The following is a 17,355-nucleotide window of genomic DNA, read 5'->3' as shown; positions in this document are numbered from 1 at the left end:
ATTTCAACAGTCGGGTGACTTTGTCGGAAACGAGCCTCCGCAGCGATTCTTTTCTCTGCGAAGAATTACGATGCTCCCACGGCAGGCTCGCGACTTCCAAGGTCAAACTCGAACATCACCGCTGGCTTCTCCACCTCCACGCCACCTGCGCCCGCATAGAGACGCATCGCCGCCGTGTTCGCCTTGTCTGTCAGCACCCAGGCATTCACGCAGCCAAGTTTCCTTCCGTGATCCAGCATGGTTCGCAGCAGCTGAGCACCGATGCCTTTGCTCTGATGTGTGGGAGCGACACCCACCTCATTGATCCAAAGCTCCGTCAACTTGTCCGGATGCAAGTAATGCATGGCGGAGATGAAGCCCACAAGACGGCCTTCATCGATGGCTGCAACCAGGTGATGCCAGGGATCCTTGAGGAACTCCGTGGTAAGCGGCATTTGCGGTGCATGATCAAACACGCCGGGCGCGGCACTGACGATGAGGCCAGCGTCTGAAGGCTTCAGGATTCGGACGGTGACTGCCATGGGGGTGTGGAGGGGAATTGGAGAAAACTTAGCATGCTTCGTTCCCTGAAGCCGAGCGAAATGCGCCTGAATCAAAAGTTGCAGTAAGAACTTCCTCTTGAAATGAGACAATCGTCTCATAACTATATTCCACACTAACCCACAAGAAGCTCACCATGCCCCTCACCCCTGCCCAGATGGACCAGAAGCTGGATGAACACTTCGGCTACGAAGCCAGCGACAATGTGGAAGGCGTGCTCGCCACGCTCTCACAGGATGCCACGCATGACATCGTCGGCTGGCCCACCGGTCCCAGTCGTAATCACGCCAGCATCCGCGGATTCTATGAGACGCTGTTCAGCGATCTCGCGGATGGCAAGGCCACTACCCTGAACCGCAGGTACGGAGAGAACTTCATGGTGGATGAGTCGCTCTGGGAAGGCCGCGCGCCGGGACGCCCCTTCGGCATCGAGGGAAACAATCGTCCCCTCGCCTTCCGTCTCCTGCATGTGCTCGAGTTCAAGGATGATGGGCAGATCCAGAAGGAGCAGGTGTGGGTGGACCTCGCGTCGATTCTGCAACAGCTCACCCCTGCTGAGGCCGCATGAAAAAGAAGAGCCCAGCCAGGCCCGCGCCATCGGGTCCAAGCAATCGAGAACTGCGCACGCGCAAGGATCTTCTGCGTGCCGCCAGTCAGCTCATCAAGCAAGGGCACAAGCCCAGCATGGATGAGATTGCAAAGGAAGCGCTCGTCTCACGCGCCACAGCCTACCGCTACTTTCCCAATGTGGAGGCGCTGCTCGCGGAGGCGCCTGCAGATGCCGCGGTAGGAACGCTGGAGACGCTCTTCGATGGCGACACCTCCACCGATGCCGAAGCTCGCATCGACAAGGCCGAGACAGCAATGCATCGCGCCACCTATGACAACGAAGCCTCTCTGCGCATCATGCTGGCGAACAGCATTGGTCGTTCCCGTGATGATGCGGATGCTGCTCCTGTCCGCCAGAATCGACGACTGCCACTCATCGAGGCTGCGCTCTCCACTTCGCGCGGTCGCTTTCGTGATGGGGACTACAAGAAACTCTGCGCTGCGCTGTCCGTCATCTTCGGCACCGAGTCGATGATCGTCTTCCAGGATGTCCTGCGCATGGATGAGAAGAGTGCGCGCAAGGTGAAGAGCTGGGCAGCGAAGGCACTGGTGCGGGCAGCGATGGTGCGGTGACAGGCTGAGCTTTCGTGCTCGCACTCGATTCGTTCGAAATCGTTCGAGTCACAATATCATCAAAAGACGTCACCGCCGGGACGCCCGCGGGGAGCGTGGTGGCATGGATGCTGTTTCTGTAAGCGGGGAACTCCCTTCCAGAAAATCCCCATCAATGACATCCGGCTGCTTTCCCCCCGGGCAGTTTCTACAACTGCGTCGCTGTCTTCCGCTGTATCTCCTGATTCTGCTGACCACGCCCCTGGCAAGACCAGTGACCGGCCAGACAGTGTGGAATGGCAGCGTGAATAACACTCTCAACACTGCAGGCAACTGGAGCAGCGGGCTGCCGAGCAACACCGTCGCCGCGATGCTGAATCTGGCTCACGGTGGAACGCTCACCCTGAATGCCTCCTCGACGCTCACCCTTGGAGATTTCACCATCGGGGACGTCACTGCAGGTACGCCAGGCGCTTTTGAACTGACGGGCTCCGCGATCACCTTCTCAAAGGTCGGGGGAAACAGTCTCCTGAAGCAGGGCACAGCCACGGACATCATCCGCAACGCGCTGACACTCACGACTGCCTTAAATGCAAACGTGGCAGATGCCGCAGGGACGCTGGAACTCAATGGTGCCATCGGGGCGGGCACGCTGAACAAGACCGGCAACGGGAAGCTCGTGATCTCCGGCGGCGCGAACAACGGACTCAGTGTCCTGAACGCCCAGCAGGGCACCATCGTGCTGGCCAAGGACAGCAATAGCAACACCACGATACGGGCGGTGACGGGAGCGCTGACCGTGGGTGGCGCTACGGCTGCTGACACGGCGACCGTCCAGATCGGCGGCACGTATACCGGGCTAGGGGATACCCACCTCGGCGCAGGTTATCGTGATCAGATCGCTTCGGGAACCGTGGTAACAGTCAATGCCTTCGGCACGTTGGATCTGAACGGCTACAGCGAAGGCATCGGTCAGTTGGTAGGAGCGGGCAAGGTGACCAATGGCGTGGTCGGCACCACCTCCATCCTGGCTGTGGGAGATGGCGTTTCGACGGCTTTTGCGTTCGGTGGTGTCATTGAGAACGGCGCGGGTACGGTGTCGTTGCTCAAGGTCACCAGCGGCACCCTGACACTCAACGGGGTCAATACCTTCACCGGAGAAGCGATCACGGGTTCGGGCACTCTGGCGTTGGGTGGCGCCCAAGGATCGCTCGCCACGCAGACCATCCGCATCGCACGCGGAACCTTCCTGCTGGACAACACCACCGCAAACAGCAATGACCGCATCAGCAATACGGCGACGGTAACGCTGGAGCAGGGATCCCTGAACGGAGGACTGGTGCTGCGGAGGAATAATACCGATGGCGTGAACAGCTCCGAGAAGATCGGCACCCTGTCCGTGGAGAATGGACACAATGTGGTGCGCTTTGATCACTCGGAGGCCAGCAACGGGGTAAACATCCGCGCCAATGTGCTGACGCTGGAGATGGATCACTACGACCGCAACACCGGCGGCACGGTGGCCTTTGCTGAAGCTGCCACCACTGCGGCGGCCACCGGTTACAATTATTTCAGCAGCACCGATGCCTCAGGATCCACCACACTCAGCAAAATCATCCTGAACACTCTCCCGAATGAGTGGCTGGTGGGAGGAAACGGTTCCTCCGGCTACAACCGCAAGGTGCTCATCGGTGCCTTTGGCAATCCCGACCCCAATACCATCACGGGCCGCGTCGGCACAAGCCTCATGACGGTGGAGACCATCGCAGGGGTCAACTACGTGCGGCCGCTGAGCAGCACGGAGTTCCGCGAGATCGGTGCGGGAGCCACCACCGCGGTGATCTCCTCCAGCAACCTCACGGGAGGCACGCCCGCAGCGCTCGCGGATGACAATGTAAAGATCACCGGATCCACCGGAGCGACCAGCAGTCCGCTGACCATCCGCATCGGTGTGACGGACAATCAACTGGCCGGCCACATCGCCTTCAACTCATGGTGGCAGGAGTCACCGGTGTCACCGACGGTCGTCGCCTCGACGAACATCCGCATCGCAGGGAATAACGTGGTGCACTTGGGAGATTGGGCCGGAGACGCCCTTCATGACGAAGTAACCGGCGGTTCGGGCACCATGTTCTTCAATGGTGGACGGGCCACCACGGCCACGCCTGCGGGAGGTGGCTACGGCACAGCGGTGATCCGGGGAGGCACGATCGATTTTGGGAGCCGGGAGGCCATCATTTACCTGGACGTGACGAATACGGTCCAGTTCTACACCACTCTCACCGGCACTGGCGGAGTGACCAAGACGGGCGGCGGCCAGGCCCACTTCTTTGGCTGGAATACCTACAGTGGGATCACCACGCACGCGCTCAACGAACTGTGGGTCTATACGGACACGGCATTGGGCCAATCGGGAGCGGGCAACGAAGTGATCAACTACGGCACCTTCCTGCTCAACAGCGGCATCAACATCGGTTCGCTCACGGATGAAACCCAGCAAAAGGACCTGCTCTGGCGCGGAAATGCTTTTTACGCTGCCGGAGGCAAGCTCAACTCGTGGAACGGGGATGTGATGCTGGAGAACGTAGGCGAAGCTGGCGAGTATAACAACCTGACCCTCTACAACCGCGGAACAGGCACCATGGTCATCAACGGAAACATGACCGGCGTGGGAGCCGCCAACCCCATTCTATATACGGCCATGGAATCAGGCCGCGGGTTGACCATTCAGGGGGAGCAAACTTCCACCACCAGCGTGCGCGCAGTGAACGCCAACTTCGTTCTGGATGGCGAGCTCTCCGACATTGACGGCCGCGCCGCAGTAGCCACGCATGAAAAGCTGGCGCTGACGTTCACGGGTTACTCCGGAACTTCCACCACCAACAAAATCCTGACACACAACAAATTTAATTTCTTCATCGAGGACGCGACGAAGACCAATGCCTACGTGCAGATGTACTCCGGCTACCTGCATATCAACAAGGGGTTCGGCGTGGACGGCACCAACTTCAGCCGCACGTTCTTCCGCCAGAATGACGGCAACGCGGCGGATATGGATCGCGCCGGTACCATCAGCGCTCTCCTGCTGACGGAGGCCGGCTCTGCCTATCGGACACAGAGCTTCATCTACGGCAACAATGCCGCGCCCTACTCTTCCAACTCCACCGTGCTGATCGGTGGTGAGAATCGCTCCGGCACGGTTGCCTTCGGCCACACCAACGGGACGACGACCTTCACCTTCGGCATGAACGCCACGCAGGACACGAAGGCCAAGGCGACAGGCTGGACCAACCTAGCATCCACCCAGACCGCGAGTTCAGTCGCCGCGGCTGGGAACTTCACCGTCAGCGTGAGCAGTACGTCTGGCCTCACTGCCGGCATGCTCGTGGAGGGAACAGGAATTCAAGCCGGGACCCGCATCGTCAGCGTGGATGCGGCGAATGGCAGGGTGATCCTCAGCAAGAGCGTGGCCACCGGAGGCGTGGCCAGCGGCGCCTCCCTCTCCTTCTACAACCTCGGCAATACGATTGCCCTCGCCAATGTCACGAACCTCCAGGTGGGCATGGCCATCACTGGCACAGGCATCCAGCCCGGCACGGTGATCACCGCGATTGATACCGTGACCAATACGATCACGCTGAGCGCATCCCTGACCAGTTCGGTGACTGCCGCAAGCGCCCTGACGTTCTCCCACGCAAAGATCGTGACGCAGGGTGCGCTGAACAAGACACAGAACTTCGGCGAGGCGCGGCTCTACCAGGCTGAAGGCGGGACCTCCCAGTTCTACACCAGCTTCACCGATGGCGCGGGCTTCCGCTTGGACAGCGCGGTGGGAGCCATCACCAAGGTAGGACGTGGCACGTCGGAACTCATGGGCGGCACGACCAGCTCCGATGTGAACGGAGGCATCAATGTCTTCGGTGGCGCGCTCGTGCTCAACTACGCGGGCAAGGCGGATACGTTTTCCCATGTGAGCGGAACATCCGGCGCCAACCAAAACAACCCCTACCAATTGACCCTGGGCGGCGGCGAACTGCGACTGGTGAACCAGGGTGCCACCGGCGCATCCAATTCAGAATACCTTCGCGGCGTGCTGACGCTGAAGGCGGGCAACTCCTCCGTGGTGCTGAAGCCAGGAGATGCCAAGACGCTCAATCTGCATCTGGGACTGCACAATGCAGCGCCGCAGTTCATCACGGTCACAGTGGATGGCGTTCCAACGCAGATGCTGAATCCAGACTGGTACTGGCGTGCGCCGGATCGCTTCGCCGGAGCCACGCTGCAAGTCTTTGCGGACACCACGACGGCTAGCTCGGCTAAGGTGTACTACTCGCAGAACGCTCCCACCGGAAGCAGTACCACGCTCGGTCAGGGCGCGATTCTGCCATACGCCACCTACAAGTATCGCAACGGATCGGGCGAGGAGTTTGTCGATTTCGCTGCGTTCGTCGCAGAAGGCAGCAATACCCGCTTCGTGGATGCAGGGGGAGCCGTGGCTGGTTCCGCGAGCCTCTACAACGCCAACAGCGGCCTGGGCACGGCGAACGTGACGCAATGGAACAGCTATGTCACCGGCAGCACCGGCTACTTCACGGATGATGCTCTGGGAGGTGCGAACGGCTTCACCGGCACGCTCACCGGCAACCTCGCGAGTGGCGGCACTTACAATGACTTCGTGGGCGTGCGCGCCCTGCGCTTCGCGGCGGATGCTGCCTCGGGGAGTGTGGTGACCCTGGGCTCCACCACCCGCCTGGTACTGGGCTCCCAGAGCGTGGGCAGTTCCGGACTCATGGCCATGGATGGAGGCGCTATTCTCGTTTCCAACAGTGTGGGTGCGGCGGGTGCAGCCATCAATGGAGGCTACCTGACCTCCGCGCTGCCCAGCACCTACTTCACCACCGGAGTTGCGGCGAACAGCACCACGCCCGCAGCTGCACCGACCTCGCGGGATCTCATCATCCACAACTACAACACCGAGGGTATCTTCACGATCGGGTCCACCATCGTGGACTATACGAACAACCACGATGCCAGTGTGGGACTCAGTGCTCTGTCGACACTCAATCTCGTGGTGGCAGGCCCGGGTGTGACCAAGCTCACCCAGACCACCAATACCTATAGCGGCACCACTTTTGTAAGCGGAGGCGGCATGGACGCCACCACTGGGAAGTGGCAGGTCGGCACGCTGCAGGTGCCCGCGGTAAGCTCGCTGGGCACAGGCTCAGTATACCTCAATGGAGGACGGCTTCGCTTCGCCCACAACACCACGCCCGGTACTGACCTGGGAAGCCTGACCTTCGGCGCCACGAGAACTCTGACGCTGGGCGGCAACGGAGGTCACATTGACCTCGTGGCAGCAGGCACGACGCTGACCATCGCTGGCGCCATCCGCTCTGAGGACAATGTGCTGTCGGGAAATATTTCCTCCACGCAGATGTCCGCCAATCCCGGTGTGGGAGACCTGATCAAGGAAGGCGCGGGCAAACTGATTCTGACCAACAACCTGGCAATCCCCACCACCTTCGCCGCCACGCCCAACTCACAACAAACCTGGAATGCCTACTACGGCCTCACCACCGTAAAGGCCGGAACACTGCAAGTGAACGTGGGCGCTGTGGCAGACTCGGGCATCCTCGGAAGCAATGACTCCTCCATTGATGGTACCATCGTGGAAGAAGGGGCCAGGCTGGATGTCGTGATGACCGCCTCGAGCGCCGGTATCAAGGAGTGGGTCACGCTGGACGGTGGCACGTTGGGCACTGCATCGGGACACACCGACGGCTATGTCGATGGCGTCATGACCATTACTGACAAAGGCGGGACGTTGAACGTCGGCGGCATACTTCGCCTCAACCTGGCGGAAGGTTTCCTCACAGGTTCGGGAGACATCATCAAGACCGGCAGCGGCCAGCTCTACCTCTACCAGAACAACAGTGAGTTCACCGGGAACTGGGACATCCGCGACGGGAGGGTGACCGGCATCACCCAGGGCTCTCCGTTTGGTTCCGGCAGCACCATCACCTTGGGGGCGACGAGCAGCACCAGCGGGGAAGCTGGGTTGTTTCTCTACGCGAACCAGTCATTCACCACCAAGTATCGCGTGCTCCAGGACATCGTGGTGCGCGCCAATGCCGGCACGCAGGTACGCTCCATTGGGGCCAGGCCGGTGAATGCCGGTCGCAACCAGGATGAGTACGTCTTCGAAGGCGACATCACGCTCAACGGGGACGTGCGCTTCACCTTTGAAGAAAGCAATACCAGCGCCGCCAGCCTGGCACCCACGGTTGGAGAATTGGAAAGTGCGCATGTCAGCGGAGCCTATCGCAACCTTGTCTTCAACGGGCACATCGGCGGCACAGGCAACATCACCACCGTCATGGCAGTGACAGGAGCGGGTACGAACGGCGTGAAAGCGACCTTCCTCCTCAATGGGAACAACTCCGCCACTGGCGGACCCTCCGCGTGGACCGGCAGTCTGACAGTGGGGAACACTGGCGTAATCAACAACCTGCAGGAGCATTACCTGCGGGTGGGCAATGACCTCGCGCTGACTGCGGCCAACAAGGTGAACCTGGGCTACAACGCGTCCTTCCAGGCAGGAGGCCACAACGTGACCATCGGCGACCTCAAGGCGCTGCAAACCGGTGACGCGGCGGAGAACAAGACGGTGGTGGAGAACGCCGCCAACAACGCCGGAACGGTGCGCGTGGTGCAGACTGCGAATACCGATTGGGACATCCTGTTCCGGGATGGGGTCACCCCTGAGTGGTACAGCGCAGCCTCGGCAGAAGTGTATTCCAATCGTCTCAACGTCATCAAGGACGGCAACGGCACCGCGGTGCTCACCCAGCTCAACACCTATACAGGTGTGACCACGGTGGCCGGAGGCAATCTGCAGGTGGGACGTGGCGGCATGGGAGACCGCGACAGCGCGAACCCGGTGGGACGCACGGGCACCGGCGGCGTGCAGGTGAATAGTGGAGGCACGCTCTCAGGTACCGGTGTGGTGCAGGGCGCTCCCTCCATCACGCATCTCGTGCGCAGTGGGGGCGTGATCGCTCCTGGCGATACGGGAGGCACCAGCCTCGGCACACTGTTCGTGGATGGCAATCTGACAGTCCAATCGGGAGGCACGCTGCGACTTCAAGTCGCCATGGCATACACCTATTTTGACTTGGGAGTATCCGGAGCTCTGGCGAGCCAGGATGACCCCGGCTACGGCGCGGCACTGGCATCCCTCCCGGGAAACTCACTGCTGAGTGAACCTGCTCTCACGGACTACCATGATCACCTGGAGATCAGCGGGGCACTGACCGTCGGCTCAGGTTCCATCATTGAGGTAGTGGATCTGAACTATGCGCTCAACACCGCCATGGCGGGGGATGTCTTCAACCTCATTGACTGGGGCTCCGTCTATGCCGCGGGCTTCAACACGGGTGGATTTCGCCGGGGTGGTGAAGGTGCTGCCTATGACCTGCGGCTTCCGGAACTGTCCAGCGGTTTGGTTTGGGACACCAGCCTGTTTGCCAGCAATGGCATTCTGGTCGTGACCGCCGGCGTGGTGCCGGAGCCGGGCCGCGCGGTGTTGCTGCTTTTGGGTGTGATGGGGATTGTGTTGCGAAGGAAGCGGAGGACGCAGGGGTGATGCCGCCGGGACTTCGGCGAGTCTCGCTGCTTGGCCGTTGCGGTCGTCTCCCTTACTTGGACATCTGCGAGGTCACCGAGATGCGCAGCGACCTCTCACCGTAGATGTGGTGTGTGAACACAGCGGGGTTCTTTTCCAGAGTGGTAATCGTCGCTCGTGACACCACACGTTCCTTCGTGTCACCGCGGCCTTTGGTCACTTCGGTGATCTCCATCTTGTAAGTCACCTGCCTTGGACGTGCGTCGAGCGCCGCCAGTTTTTTGACGGCTCCTTCATAGGCAGGGCTGGCGGGGTCCAGAAGGATCATGCTACGACGCACATCGATCCTGACCAGTGCTTCGGCCAAGTCCGGCCTTTCCTTCACCAGTGCTTGTGCCGCGTCAGTGACATCCATGTAGCGGATCTGCACCTCACTCCAAGCCTTGTCCGGCTCGACCGCTTTTGAAACGGCAACGGAGGCAATGACAAACGCCAGCAGAATCCAAGGGGCTGTCTTTTTCATGGGTACGACTTGGTTTTTGGGTGCGCACTATGGTCGGGAGACTTTCTCGATCCTGAGCAACATGGCTGGTGTGCGGTGGCGGGAGGTCTGCTTGGAATCGCTTGAGATTTCAAACGACCCGCCATCGCGAATGTCTTCCGGTTGCAACAACACGGAAACACCATTCACGCGTGCCCATCCCACAACCACGGGAAGGCGCAACTTTGCCTCTCCATTCGCTCCCAGCAATACATCAATGGGTTCGGGGGAGCGCGGAAGGTGCACCGCAGGGACGGCGTGAGTGAACTGAAATCTAGCCCCGGACACAGGCGCTCCTGTTTCTCGATTCGAGACCTGCACCGAGCGGTCGCGGTGCGGGTAAATTACACAAGAGCAAGGGACGCATGTGCACAGCAGACACGCTGCCAGGCGAAAGAGATTCACTAGCAGCTTGTCCCGTACGTTCATCAGTCGCTCCGAGATTATAAGACGGGCACTGCCCGCAGACAGGCTTACACCCCCACCAGCAATCTCGCCGGCTTCTCGATGCAGTCCTTCACGCGGATGAGGAAGGTCACGGCTTCCTTGCCGTCCACGACGCGGTGGTCGTAGCTCAGGGCGAGGTTCATCATCGGGCGGATGACGACCTGGCCGTTCTCGGCGATGGGGCGTTCCTTGATGGCGTGCAGGCCGAGGATGCCGCTCTGCGGAGGATTGAGAATCGGGGTGCTCAGGAGGGAGCCGTACACACCACCGTTGCTGATGGTGAAAACGCCGCCGGTGAGGTCATCGATGGCAATCTTGCCCTCCTTGGCCTTCTTCGCGTAGGCGAGGATATCCTTCTCGATGTCGGCAAAGGACTTCTGATCCGCGTCACGAATCACGGGAACGATGAGCCCCTTCTCAGTGCCCACGGCCACGCCGATGTCATAGAAATTGTTGGAGATGATTTCGTCTCCGTCCACGCGCACATTGATCTGCGGCACGGACTTGAGGGCATCCACCACGGCCTTCACGAAGAAGGACATGAAACCGAGCTTCACGCCGTGCTTCTTCACGAAGTCATCCTGCATCACCTTGCGCAGGGTCATGACCTCGGACATGTCGCACTCGTTGAAGGTGGTCAGAATGGCCGCGGTGCGCTGGGCATTCACGAGCTGCTCGGCAATCTTCCGGCGCAGCGGCGTCATCTTCTTGCGCGTGGTGCGGCCTTCCGGTGAGGGAGTGGGCTTCGGAGCCGGGGCGGGAGCAGCTTCTGCCTCAGGCTTGGGAACGAGCTTCAGTTGGGGAGCAGCCTCTGCCTTCGGAGCTTCTTCCTTCTTGGCAGCAGGTGCGGGTGCAGGCTCGGCGGCCTTGGGTGCCGAGGCGGCTGCCTTTTCGGGTTCCTTTGGTGCGGGAGCCGGGGCGGCGGCAGCGGGTGCGCCAGCGCCGGATTCAATCGTGGCGACCACCGCGCCTACTTCCACTTCATCGCCTTCCTTGGCTTTCTGGCGCAGCACGCCATCCGCTTCAGCCGCGATTTCCTGAGCCACTTTATCGGTCTCCAGCGTGAGCAGCACGTCTCCGGCTTTGACGGCATCACCGTCGTTCTTGTGCCATTTCGAGATGAGGCCGCCGGCAATCGATTCGCCGAGCGTGGGGATCTTGACTTCAGTGGACATGGGAATGGGTTGCGAACCTAGAGGAGCTTTCTACGCCACGCAAAGTGAAGATCAAAACATCGTGACGACGTGCACGATGAATTACGGATTTCCCGGGGTTGCGGGCACTGATTTATCCTGTTGGTAGCGATTCTTTGCGTCCTTGGCGCGCTGGAATTTCGCGTCCGTCACCTCAAAAGTGACCGGGTCCGCGCCTTCCACGATTTTCCCCATGAAATAGACCCGCCGCCCATCGCGCGCATAGGGGCCATCCAGCACCTCAAAGCTGTCCATGAGAGTGCCATCGGGCATGGGCTCGCTGAAATAGAAGGCCTGTTTTTCATCCCTGCCAAATCCACCTTTGATGACCTTGAAACTGGCGGGCAGGGCCCCTTCCACGATGATGCCATTTACATACACGTGCTCGGTGTCGGCGAAGTAGGAATGGTATTCACTCTGGGCCAGCTTGCGGAAGTTTGCCACGTCCGTGGTCTGGACCTCCACCTTGGGATAGAGGCGGTACACGGCCTTGCTGTTCTTCACAAAGTTGCCGCCCAGTACCTCGAAGTTCGCAGAATCATCACAGATGCGCTCCTCACCGCGATACACAAATTTTGCATCGCGCGAGTACTCATCATCAAACATCTCAAACGTGGCGGGATCCGCGCCAGGCACGACGCGGGCGCGGAGGTACACGTGGTTCTTGTCTTTTGCGTAGATGGACTCGCCCTTCGGCAGCGGGTGCTTAAAGCTTGCCGCATCTGCCCCAACCACTTCGAAAGGTTTGGCCGTCCACGTAGCGAGATACCAGACCTTCGTGCCATCGACATGGTAGCCTGCCTTGTCGAATGCACCGGGCTTGCCGTCGCCACAGGAGCTGAGGAGAAACGCGAAAGCGCAGAATGGCAGCAGGCTTTTCAACATGGGATGAATGAATGCCGGGAGGGGCGGTGTGCAAGCAGGGTGTCACGCGGACTTGCCGCGCTCGAGCGCTCGCTTTTGTTCCTGCTGGAAGTCGAACAGGGAGAGGCCACCTATAGTCATTGAGACCAGTGCCCATGCCCACAGATCCCAGAAGACATTCAACCGTGCATTGCCCGGATTCTTTGGATCGTAACGCACGGGAACAGAACTGCCTTCCGGATAGCTGTCACGAAAGGAACACGCGATGGCCACGGTTTTAGACTGCCCCTCTTTAGTGACAAAGTGGACTTGGACCTTGTAGCCCACCCTTTTTTTGGTGAGATTACCCCTGCGGTACTCGGCAGGGCCCGCAGTGCCGGTCACCGGCACACCAAATATCATCCACCAGAGCACAAAAAAGACCAGCGCAACTCCGCCTCCCATAGACACCACGGCCCACACGAAGCTTCGTGAGAAGTATTTCATGGGAGCCAGGTGGTTGAGGCTACCTGCTTATTGAACGAGTAGAAACCGTCGGCTCGATTACACGCTGAACGCGTCTTCCACCAAGCGCTCCTGCTCGTGCGTATGAATAGCCTTGCTGCCAGCAGCTGGGCTGGAGGCACGCTCACGGCCGGCGTAGCGCAGCACGTGATTGGTCAGCTCCTCGAGGCGGTGATGCATGAACGTCCAAGCGCCCATGTTCTCCGGCTCTTCCTGGCACCAGATCCACTTCTTCTGCGCACGCGGATAGCGGGCAGCGACCTGCTCAATCATGTCCACGTGCAGCGGGTAGAGCTGCTCCACACGGATGATCGCGGCGTTCTTGATATCATTCTCCTTACGGAAGTTGATGAGGTCGTAGTACACCTTGCCGGAGCAGAAGATGAGGCGGGTCACGCGGTTCGGATCCGTGGTGAGCGCGTCGTCGTCCAGCACTTCGCGGAAGGTGGTGCCCTCGGCCATGTCCTCCAGCTTGCTCACGGCCTGCGGATGGCGCAGCAAGCTCTTCGGAGTCATGATGACCAGCGGCTTGCGGAAGGGGCGGTTCATCTGGCGGCGCAGCAGGTGGAAGTACTGCGCGGGCGTGGTGACATTCGCCACCTGCATGTTGCAACCGGCGCAGAGCTGCAGGAAGCGCTCAAGACGCGCGCTGCTGTGCTCCGGACCCTGGCCTTCGAAGCCGTGCGGCAGGAGCAGCACGATGCCGCTGGACTGCTGCCACTTGCTCTCGGCACTGGCGATGAACTGGTCAATGATGACCTGGGCGCCGTTCACGAAGTCACCGAACTGGGCTTCCCAGCAGATGAGCACGTTTGGAGCGAGCAAGGAGTAACCGTAGTCGAAGCCGAGCACGGCAGCCTCGCTCAAGAGAGAGTTGTACACGCAGAAGCGGCCCTGTTCCGGAGCGAGGTTCTGCAGCGGGATGTAGCGCTCGCGGGTGCTGTTGTCATACAGCACGCAGTGACGCTGGGAGAAGGTGCCACGGCGGCAGTCCTGACCACTGAGGCGGACGCCCGTGCCTTCGGAAAGGAGGGAGCCGAATGCGAGAGCCTCGGCATGGGCCCAGTCGAAGCCGGTGCCGGTCTCGAGCGCCTTCTTGCGCGCAGCGAGGAAGCGTTTCTCGATGGTGGGGTGCAGCTTGAAATCCGGCGGGGGTTCCACCAGCTTCAGGCCCATGTTGCGCAGCTTCTCCGCAGGCACGCCGGTATTCACCGGATCATGCGTGTAGCGCGGCTGCGGCTGGGCGGTGCTGCCTTCGAAAGGATTGCTGCCCTTGGTCTTTTCTTCCTCAGCGAGGTCCGAGAAGCCCTGTTCGAGATTTCCTTCGAGCTCCCTCTGAAGTGCGTCTGCCTGCTCAGCGGTGATCACGCCGTCCTTCACCAGCTTGTCACGGAAGAGCGTGGCGGTGCTGGGCTGGCTGGCGATGAGGCGAGCCATGTTCGGCGAGGTGAAGCTGGGCTCGTCCGTCTCATTGTGACCGTGACGGCGGTAACACACGATGTCGATGACGACGTCGCGGGAGAACTTCTGACGGAAGTCGAGCGCGAGCTGGGCGGCGAAAGCCACATCCAGCGGCGAGTCGCCATTCACGTGAATCACCGGCGCCTCGATGGTCTTCGCCACGTCCGTGCAGTAGAAGGAGGAACGGGCATCCGCCGGCAGCGTGGTGAAGCCGATCTGGTTGTTCGTGATGATGTGAATGGTGCCACCGGTACGGTAGCCGGGAAGCTGGGAGAGATTCAGCACCTCCGCCACGATGCCCTGACCAGCGAACGCGGCGTCCCCGTGGATGAGGATGGGCAGCACCTTCTTGCGGTTCACCGTGTCACCGAGGTGACGCTGGCGGGCGCGGGCCTTGCCTTCCACGACCGGGTCGACGGCTTCGAGGTGGCTCGGGTTGGCGGCGAGATGGATCATCACCTCATCGCCGGTCTTTGCGCGGCGGTGGGTTTCAAAGCCGAGGTGGTACTTCACGTCCCCGTCACCGGCCACCATGTTGGGCACGTAGTTTTCGGAGAACTCGTAGAAGAGGACCTTGAGCGGCTTCTTCAGGAAGTTGGCCAGCACGCTGAGGCGGCCACGGTGGGCCATGCCCATCACGATTTCCTGGGCGCCAGCGGCGGGTAGCTTTTCAAAGATGTTCTGCAGCGCCACCATGAGGGACTCGCCGCCCTCCAGGGAGAAGCGCTTCTGGCCCACGTAGCGCTTGTGCAGGAAGCGCTCGAAGGTTTCCGGCTCCAGCGCCCAGCGGAGGACTTCCGCCTGCTGCTCGGGGGAGGGAGCGGGGGCATCGAGACGGCCCTCAATGCGTTCACGCAGCCAGGCACGCACTTCACGGTTGTGAATGTGCATGAACTCGAAGCCAATCTTGTCGCAGTAGATGCGGCGGAGTTCCTCCAGCATCACGCTCGCCTTCATGGGGCGGCCCTGGCCGTGGAAGTTCGTCATGACTTCCTCATTCAGCTCATCCTCAGTGAATCCCAGTCCGGCAGGCGTAAGCAGCGGCTGCTCCGGCGCGGTCTTGCTCAGCGGGTCCAGCCAGGCGGCAGTGTGGCCGATGCGGCGGAAATCAAGGATGGCGTTGGTGACCTTGGTACGGAAGGCGAGGGTCTTTTCCGAAAGTGGCTGACCTGCGGCGGCCTGCTCTGCTCCTGCTCCCTTTGCCGCGGGCGCACCCGACGGGCGAATCTGGGCCATGCCGAGCTCAAAACCTTCAAAGAACGACGACCAGGCGGGCTCTACACTGCGGGGATCTTCTTTCCAGGCGAGGTACTTCTCATCGAGCAGGTCAGCGTTTGCTCGGTACGGCAATGTGGCGTTCATGATCTAGTTTTGCAGGGGGAGACTAAAGGGGCGCAAATTTCGCACGTTGCAAGTGCAGGTGCTACTTCAGAGGCGTGAATTTTCGTGCATCCGCTCGCGGTGTGCGCCCGTGTATCACGAAGAGTGCCAAAGAGTATGATTCGGATACGTCGCTTGCCTTGAATTGGGGGCGTTTGCTGTGCTTCGTATCAGGGTGGCTATGGTGAAATGGCGAAATGGTGCCGTTTCATAAAAGTGTCTGGGTAATTTTTTCACCCACGGACTTTTTAGATTTTCACCATTTCGCCATTTCACCATACGGGGGCTCTCAAAATCGCGATTATCCAGACAACTGCCCTATTCTGTGGCGATTATAGTCGACAAGGCTTAGATTTCTCAAGAATTCGACCTCGGTCCCCCACCCCATCTCTCGATGAAGTTCCTGCTCACAGTCGCCATCCTGGTCGCCGCGGCGAAGTTCATCGCCCACACGCCTGAAGGGACCAACAAGCACGTGGACAGCATTGCAAAGACCACGGTGCGGGACCTGGCAAAGCATGTGGACAAGGCCTTCACGGCGGTGGAGGCGAAGCTCAAGGAGCTGCTGTCGTAGGGCGCGTACCAGTCCACGAGAGCCCTGGGAGCGCTGGCCTCCGGCCGGCGTCTTGGTGCTGCAAGCTCTCGCAGGGAACAGCTTCGAAAACGCCGGCCGGAAGCCAGCGCTCCCAGGGCCGCGTGGGCGTTTATCTTCGTCGAGCAAAAGTCTGCCGCGCAGATTTTGGACTAGCGGGTTACTGTTGCGCCACCGTTTCCCCCATGAGCAGCGGGGCCACGTGGTCGCGGATGAAGTCCTCTTTCACGTTGTCGAAGTGGTGGCCCTTGTCGCCGTCCTTCCGGAAATCCTTGGTGTAGGGAATGGTCACAATCTTCTCCTCGTAAAGCTGGCGGGTCTCCTCTGTGGCGTCGCGAGGAAGGATGAATCCCTTGATGCCAGCGCCGCGGTCATGGTATTTGCGGTCGGCGGTGCCGGAGAGTGGCATGAGCGTGCCCAGCATGTGGTCATGCGGTGAGGTGATGACGTGCATCTTGTGCTTCACGCGCTTCAGGGCCTTGGTCAGGTCATAGTCGCGGCTGATGGAGGCTCCGAGAAGGACCACATGGTGCACCTCTTCATCCTCAGAAAGGGACTCCAGCGCGAAGACCGCCTCCGCCGTGCCTGCCGAGAAGCCCAAAATACCAACCGGCGCCTCAGGATGGTCGTCCCGATAGTCCCGGATTTTCTCGGCCGCTTCCTTCGCCCTGGCCCGCTTGTACTTCACGCTGGCTTTTTGATCGGCCATGAGCCCCTTGCCAGTCTCCCACGCCACCAGCTCGCCCGCGCCGGGATAGCCGGCATCCAGCATTCCTGAGACAACTCCGGCGGCGTAGTTCGACTTGTCCGTGCCTCCACCTGCGCCGTCCATGTAGAAGATGCAGCCCCGCGTCAGCCGCTCGGCATGGTCAGGACGCTGCATCGGTTTCCAGACCGGCTTTGAGGAGCAAGATGTGCCTGCGAGCATCAGCAACAAAGACAGCAGACCCAGTGAGGTGACGCGGGTGAGGAAGTGGCGGGTGGCTTCCATGGTGGATGGCCATGTGCCTAACAGTTTTTCCGTGCTCCTGCAATGGCCGAAACACTG

General features: G+C 60.5%; 11 protein-coding genes. 4 read left to right on the top strand and 7 right to left on the bottom strand.

Annotated features, from left to right (window positions below; all coding sequences use genetic code 11):
• Positions 1-65: 65 nt before the first annotated feature.
• The gene (locus G5S37_RS05560) at positions 66-521 is read right to left on the bottom strand and encodes a GNAT family N-acetyltransferase (RefSeq protein WP_165201641.1); all 456 of its coding nucleotides are present in this window, start codon (positions 519-521) and stop codon (positions 66-68) included.
• 155 nt (positions 522-676) lie between these two features.
• Between G5S37_RS05560 and G5S37_RS05555 the strand changes: the two genes are divergently transcribed.
• The 3 genes from G5S37_RS05555 to G5S37_RS05545 all read left to right on the top strand — a co-directional run bounded on the left by G5S37_RS05555 (position 677) and on the right by G5S37_RS05545 (position 9,346).
• Complete coding sequence (locus G5S37_RS05555) at positions 677-1,108, top strand: ester cyclase (RefSeq protein ID WP_165201639.1); 432 nt, start codon at positions 677-679, stop codon at positions 1,106-1,108.
• Positions 1,105-1,722 carry a TetR/AcrR family transcriptional regulator gene (locus tag G5S37_RS05550; RefSeq protein WP_165201637.1) on the top strand — a complete coding sequence of 206 codons (618 nt, stop codon included), beginning with the start codon at positions 1,105-1,107 and terminating at the stop codon, positions 1,720-1,722. The genes G5S37_RS05555 and G5S37_RS05550 overlap by 4 nt, the downstream gene beginning before the upstream one ends.
• Positions 1,723-1,876: 154 nt before the next feature.
• Positions 1,877-9,346 carry an autotransporter-associated beta strand repeat-containing protein gene (locus G5S37_RS05545; RefSeq protein ID WP_165201635.1) on the top strand — a complete coding sequence of 2,490 codons (7,470 nt, stop codon included), beginning with the start codon at positions 1,877-1,879 and terminating at the stop codon, positions 9,344-9,346.
• A gap of 52 nt (positions 9,347-9,398) precedes the next feature.
• Here G5S37_RS05545 and G5S37_RS05540 read toward each other — a convergent pair whose 3' ends face one another.
• The 5 genes from G5S37_RS05540 to G5S37_RS05520 all read right to left on the bottom strand — a co-directional run bounded on the left by G5S37_RS05540 (position 9,399) and on the right by G5S37_RS05520 (position 15,697).
• Positions 9,399-9,848 carry a hypothetical protein gene (locus G5S37_RS05540; protein WP_165201633.1) on the bottom strand — a complete coding sequence of 150 codons (450 nt, stop codon included), beginning with the start codon at positions 9,846-9,848 and terminating at the stop codon, positions 9,399-9,401.
• A gap of 491 nt (positions 9,849-10,339) precedes the next feature.
• Positions 10,340-11,488 (bottom strand): dihydrolipoyllysine-residue succinyltransferase, encoded by a 1,149-nt coding sequence (gene sucB, locus G5S37_RS05535; RefSeq protein WP_165201631.1) that lies wholly within the window; start codon positions 11,486-11,488, stop codon positions 10,340-10,342.
• An 81-nt stretch (positions 11,489-11,569) separates the two neighbouring features.
• Complete coding sequence (locus tag G5S37_RS05530) at positions 11,570-12,391, bottom strand: DKNYY domain-containing protein (protein ID WP_165201629.1); 822 nt, start codon at positions 12,389-12,391, stop codon at positions 11,570-11,572.
• 42 nt (positions 12,392-12,433) lie between these two features.
• Positions 12,434-12,856, bottom strand: a complete 423-nt coding sequence (locus G5S37_RS05525) for a DUF3592 domain-containing protein (RefSeq protein WP_165201627.1) — start codon at positions 12,854-12,856, stop codon at positions 12,434-12,436.
• 57 nt (positions 12,857-12,913) lie between these two features.
• Positions 12,914-15,697, bottom strand: a complete 2,784-nt coding sequence (locus G5S37_RS05520; protein ID WP_165201625.1) for a 2-oxoglutarate dehydrogenase E1 component — start codon at positions 15,695-15,697, stop codon at positions 12,914-12,916.
• A 412-nt stretch (positions 15,698-16,109) separates the two neighbouring features.
• Between G5S37_RS05520 and G5S37_RS05515 the strand changes: the two genes are divergently transcribed.
• Positions 16,110-16,289, top strand: coding sequence for a hypothetical protein (locus G5S37_RS05515; RefSeq protein WP_165201623.1), 180 nt, complete (start codon positions 16,110-16,112; stop codon positions 16,287-16,289).
• Positions 16,290-16,467: 178 nt separating this feature from the next.
• On the opposite strand, the gene G5S37_RS05510 is transcribed toward G5S37_RS05515, so the two are convergent.
• Positions 16,468-17,298, bottom strand: coding sequence for a hypothetical protein (locus tag G5S37_RS05510; protein ID WP_165201621.1), 831 nt, complete (start codon positions 17,296-17,298; stop codon positions 16,468-16,470).
• Between the last annotated feature and the right edge of the window lie 57 nt (positions 17,299-17,355).

This window comes from Roseimicrobium sp. ORNL1 (assembly GCF_011044495.1).
Lineage (GTDB): Bacteria > Verrucomicrobiota > Verrucomicrobiia > Verrucomicrobiales > Verrucomicrobiaceae > Roseimicrobium.
The sequence above is the reverse complement of the archived record's forward strand: the minus strand, read 5'-3'. Positions and strand labels throughout refer to the sequence as shown.

Excerpts from the sequence above, each read along its gene's own strand:
- G5S37_RS05520 (WP_165201625.1), bottom strand. The coding sequence starts at position 15,697 with ATGAACGCCACATTGCCGTACCGAGCAAACGCTGACCTGCTCGATGAG.
- G5S37_RS05550 (WP_165201637.1), top strand. The coding sequence starts at position 1,105 with ATGAAAAAGAAGAGCCCAGCCAGGCCCGCGCCATCGGGTCCAAGCAAT.
- G5S37_RS05560 (WP_165201641.1), bottom strand. The coding sequence starts at position 521 with ATGGCAGTCACCGTCCGAATCCTGAAGCCTTCAGACGCTGGCCTCATC.
- G5S37_RS05525 (WP_165201627.1), bottom strand. The coding sequence starts at position 12,856 with ATGAAATACTTCTCACGAAGCTTCGTGTGGGCCGTGGTGTCTATGGGA.
- G5S37_RS05515 (WP_165201623.1), top strand. The coding sequence starts at position 16,110 with ATGAAGTTCCTGCTCACAGTCGCCATCCTGGTCGCCGCGGCGAAGTTC.
- G5S37_RS05540 (WP_165201633.1), bottom strand. The coding sequence starts at position 9,848 with ATGAAAAAGACAGCCCCTTGGATTCTGCTGGCGTTTGTCATTGCCTCC.
- sucB (WP_165201631.1), bottom strand. The coding sequence starts at position 11,488 with ATGTCCACTGAAGTCAAGATCCCCACGCTCGGCGAATCGATTGCCGGC.
- G5S37_RS05510 (WP_165201621.1), bottom strand. The coding sequence starts at position 17,298 with ATGGAAGCCACCCGCCACTTCCTCACCCGCGTCACCTCACTGGGTCTG.
- G5S37_RS05555 (WP_165201639.1), top strand. The coding sequence starts at position 677 with ATGCCCCTCACCCCTGCCCAGATGGACCAGAAGCTGGATGAACACTTC.
- G5S37_RS05530 (WP_165201629.1), bottom strand. The coding sequence starts at position 12,391 with ATGTTGAAAAGCCTGCTGCCATTCTGCGCTTTCGCGTTTCTCCTCAGC.
- G5S37_RS05545 (WP_165201635.1), top strand. The coding sequence starts at position 1,877 with ATGACATCCGGCTGCTTTCCCCCCGGGCAGTTTCTACAACTGCGTCGC.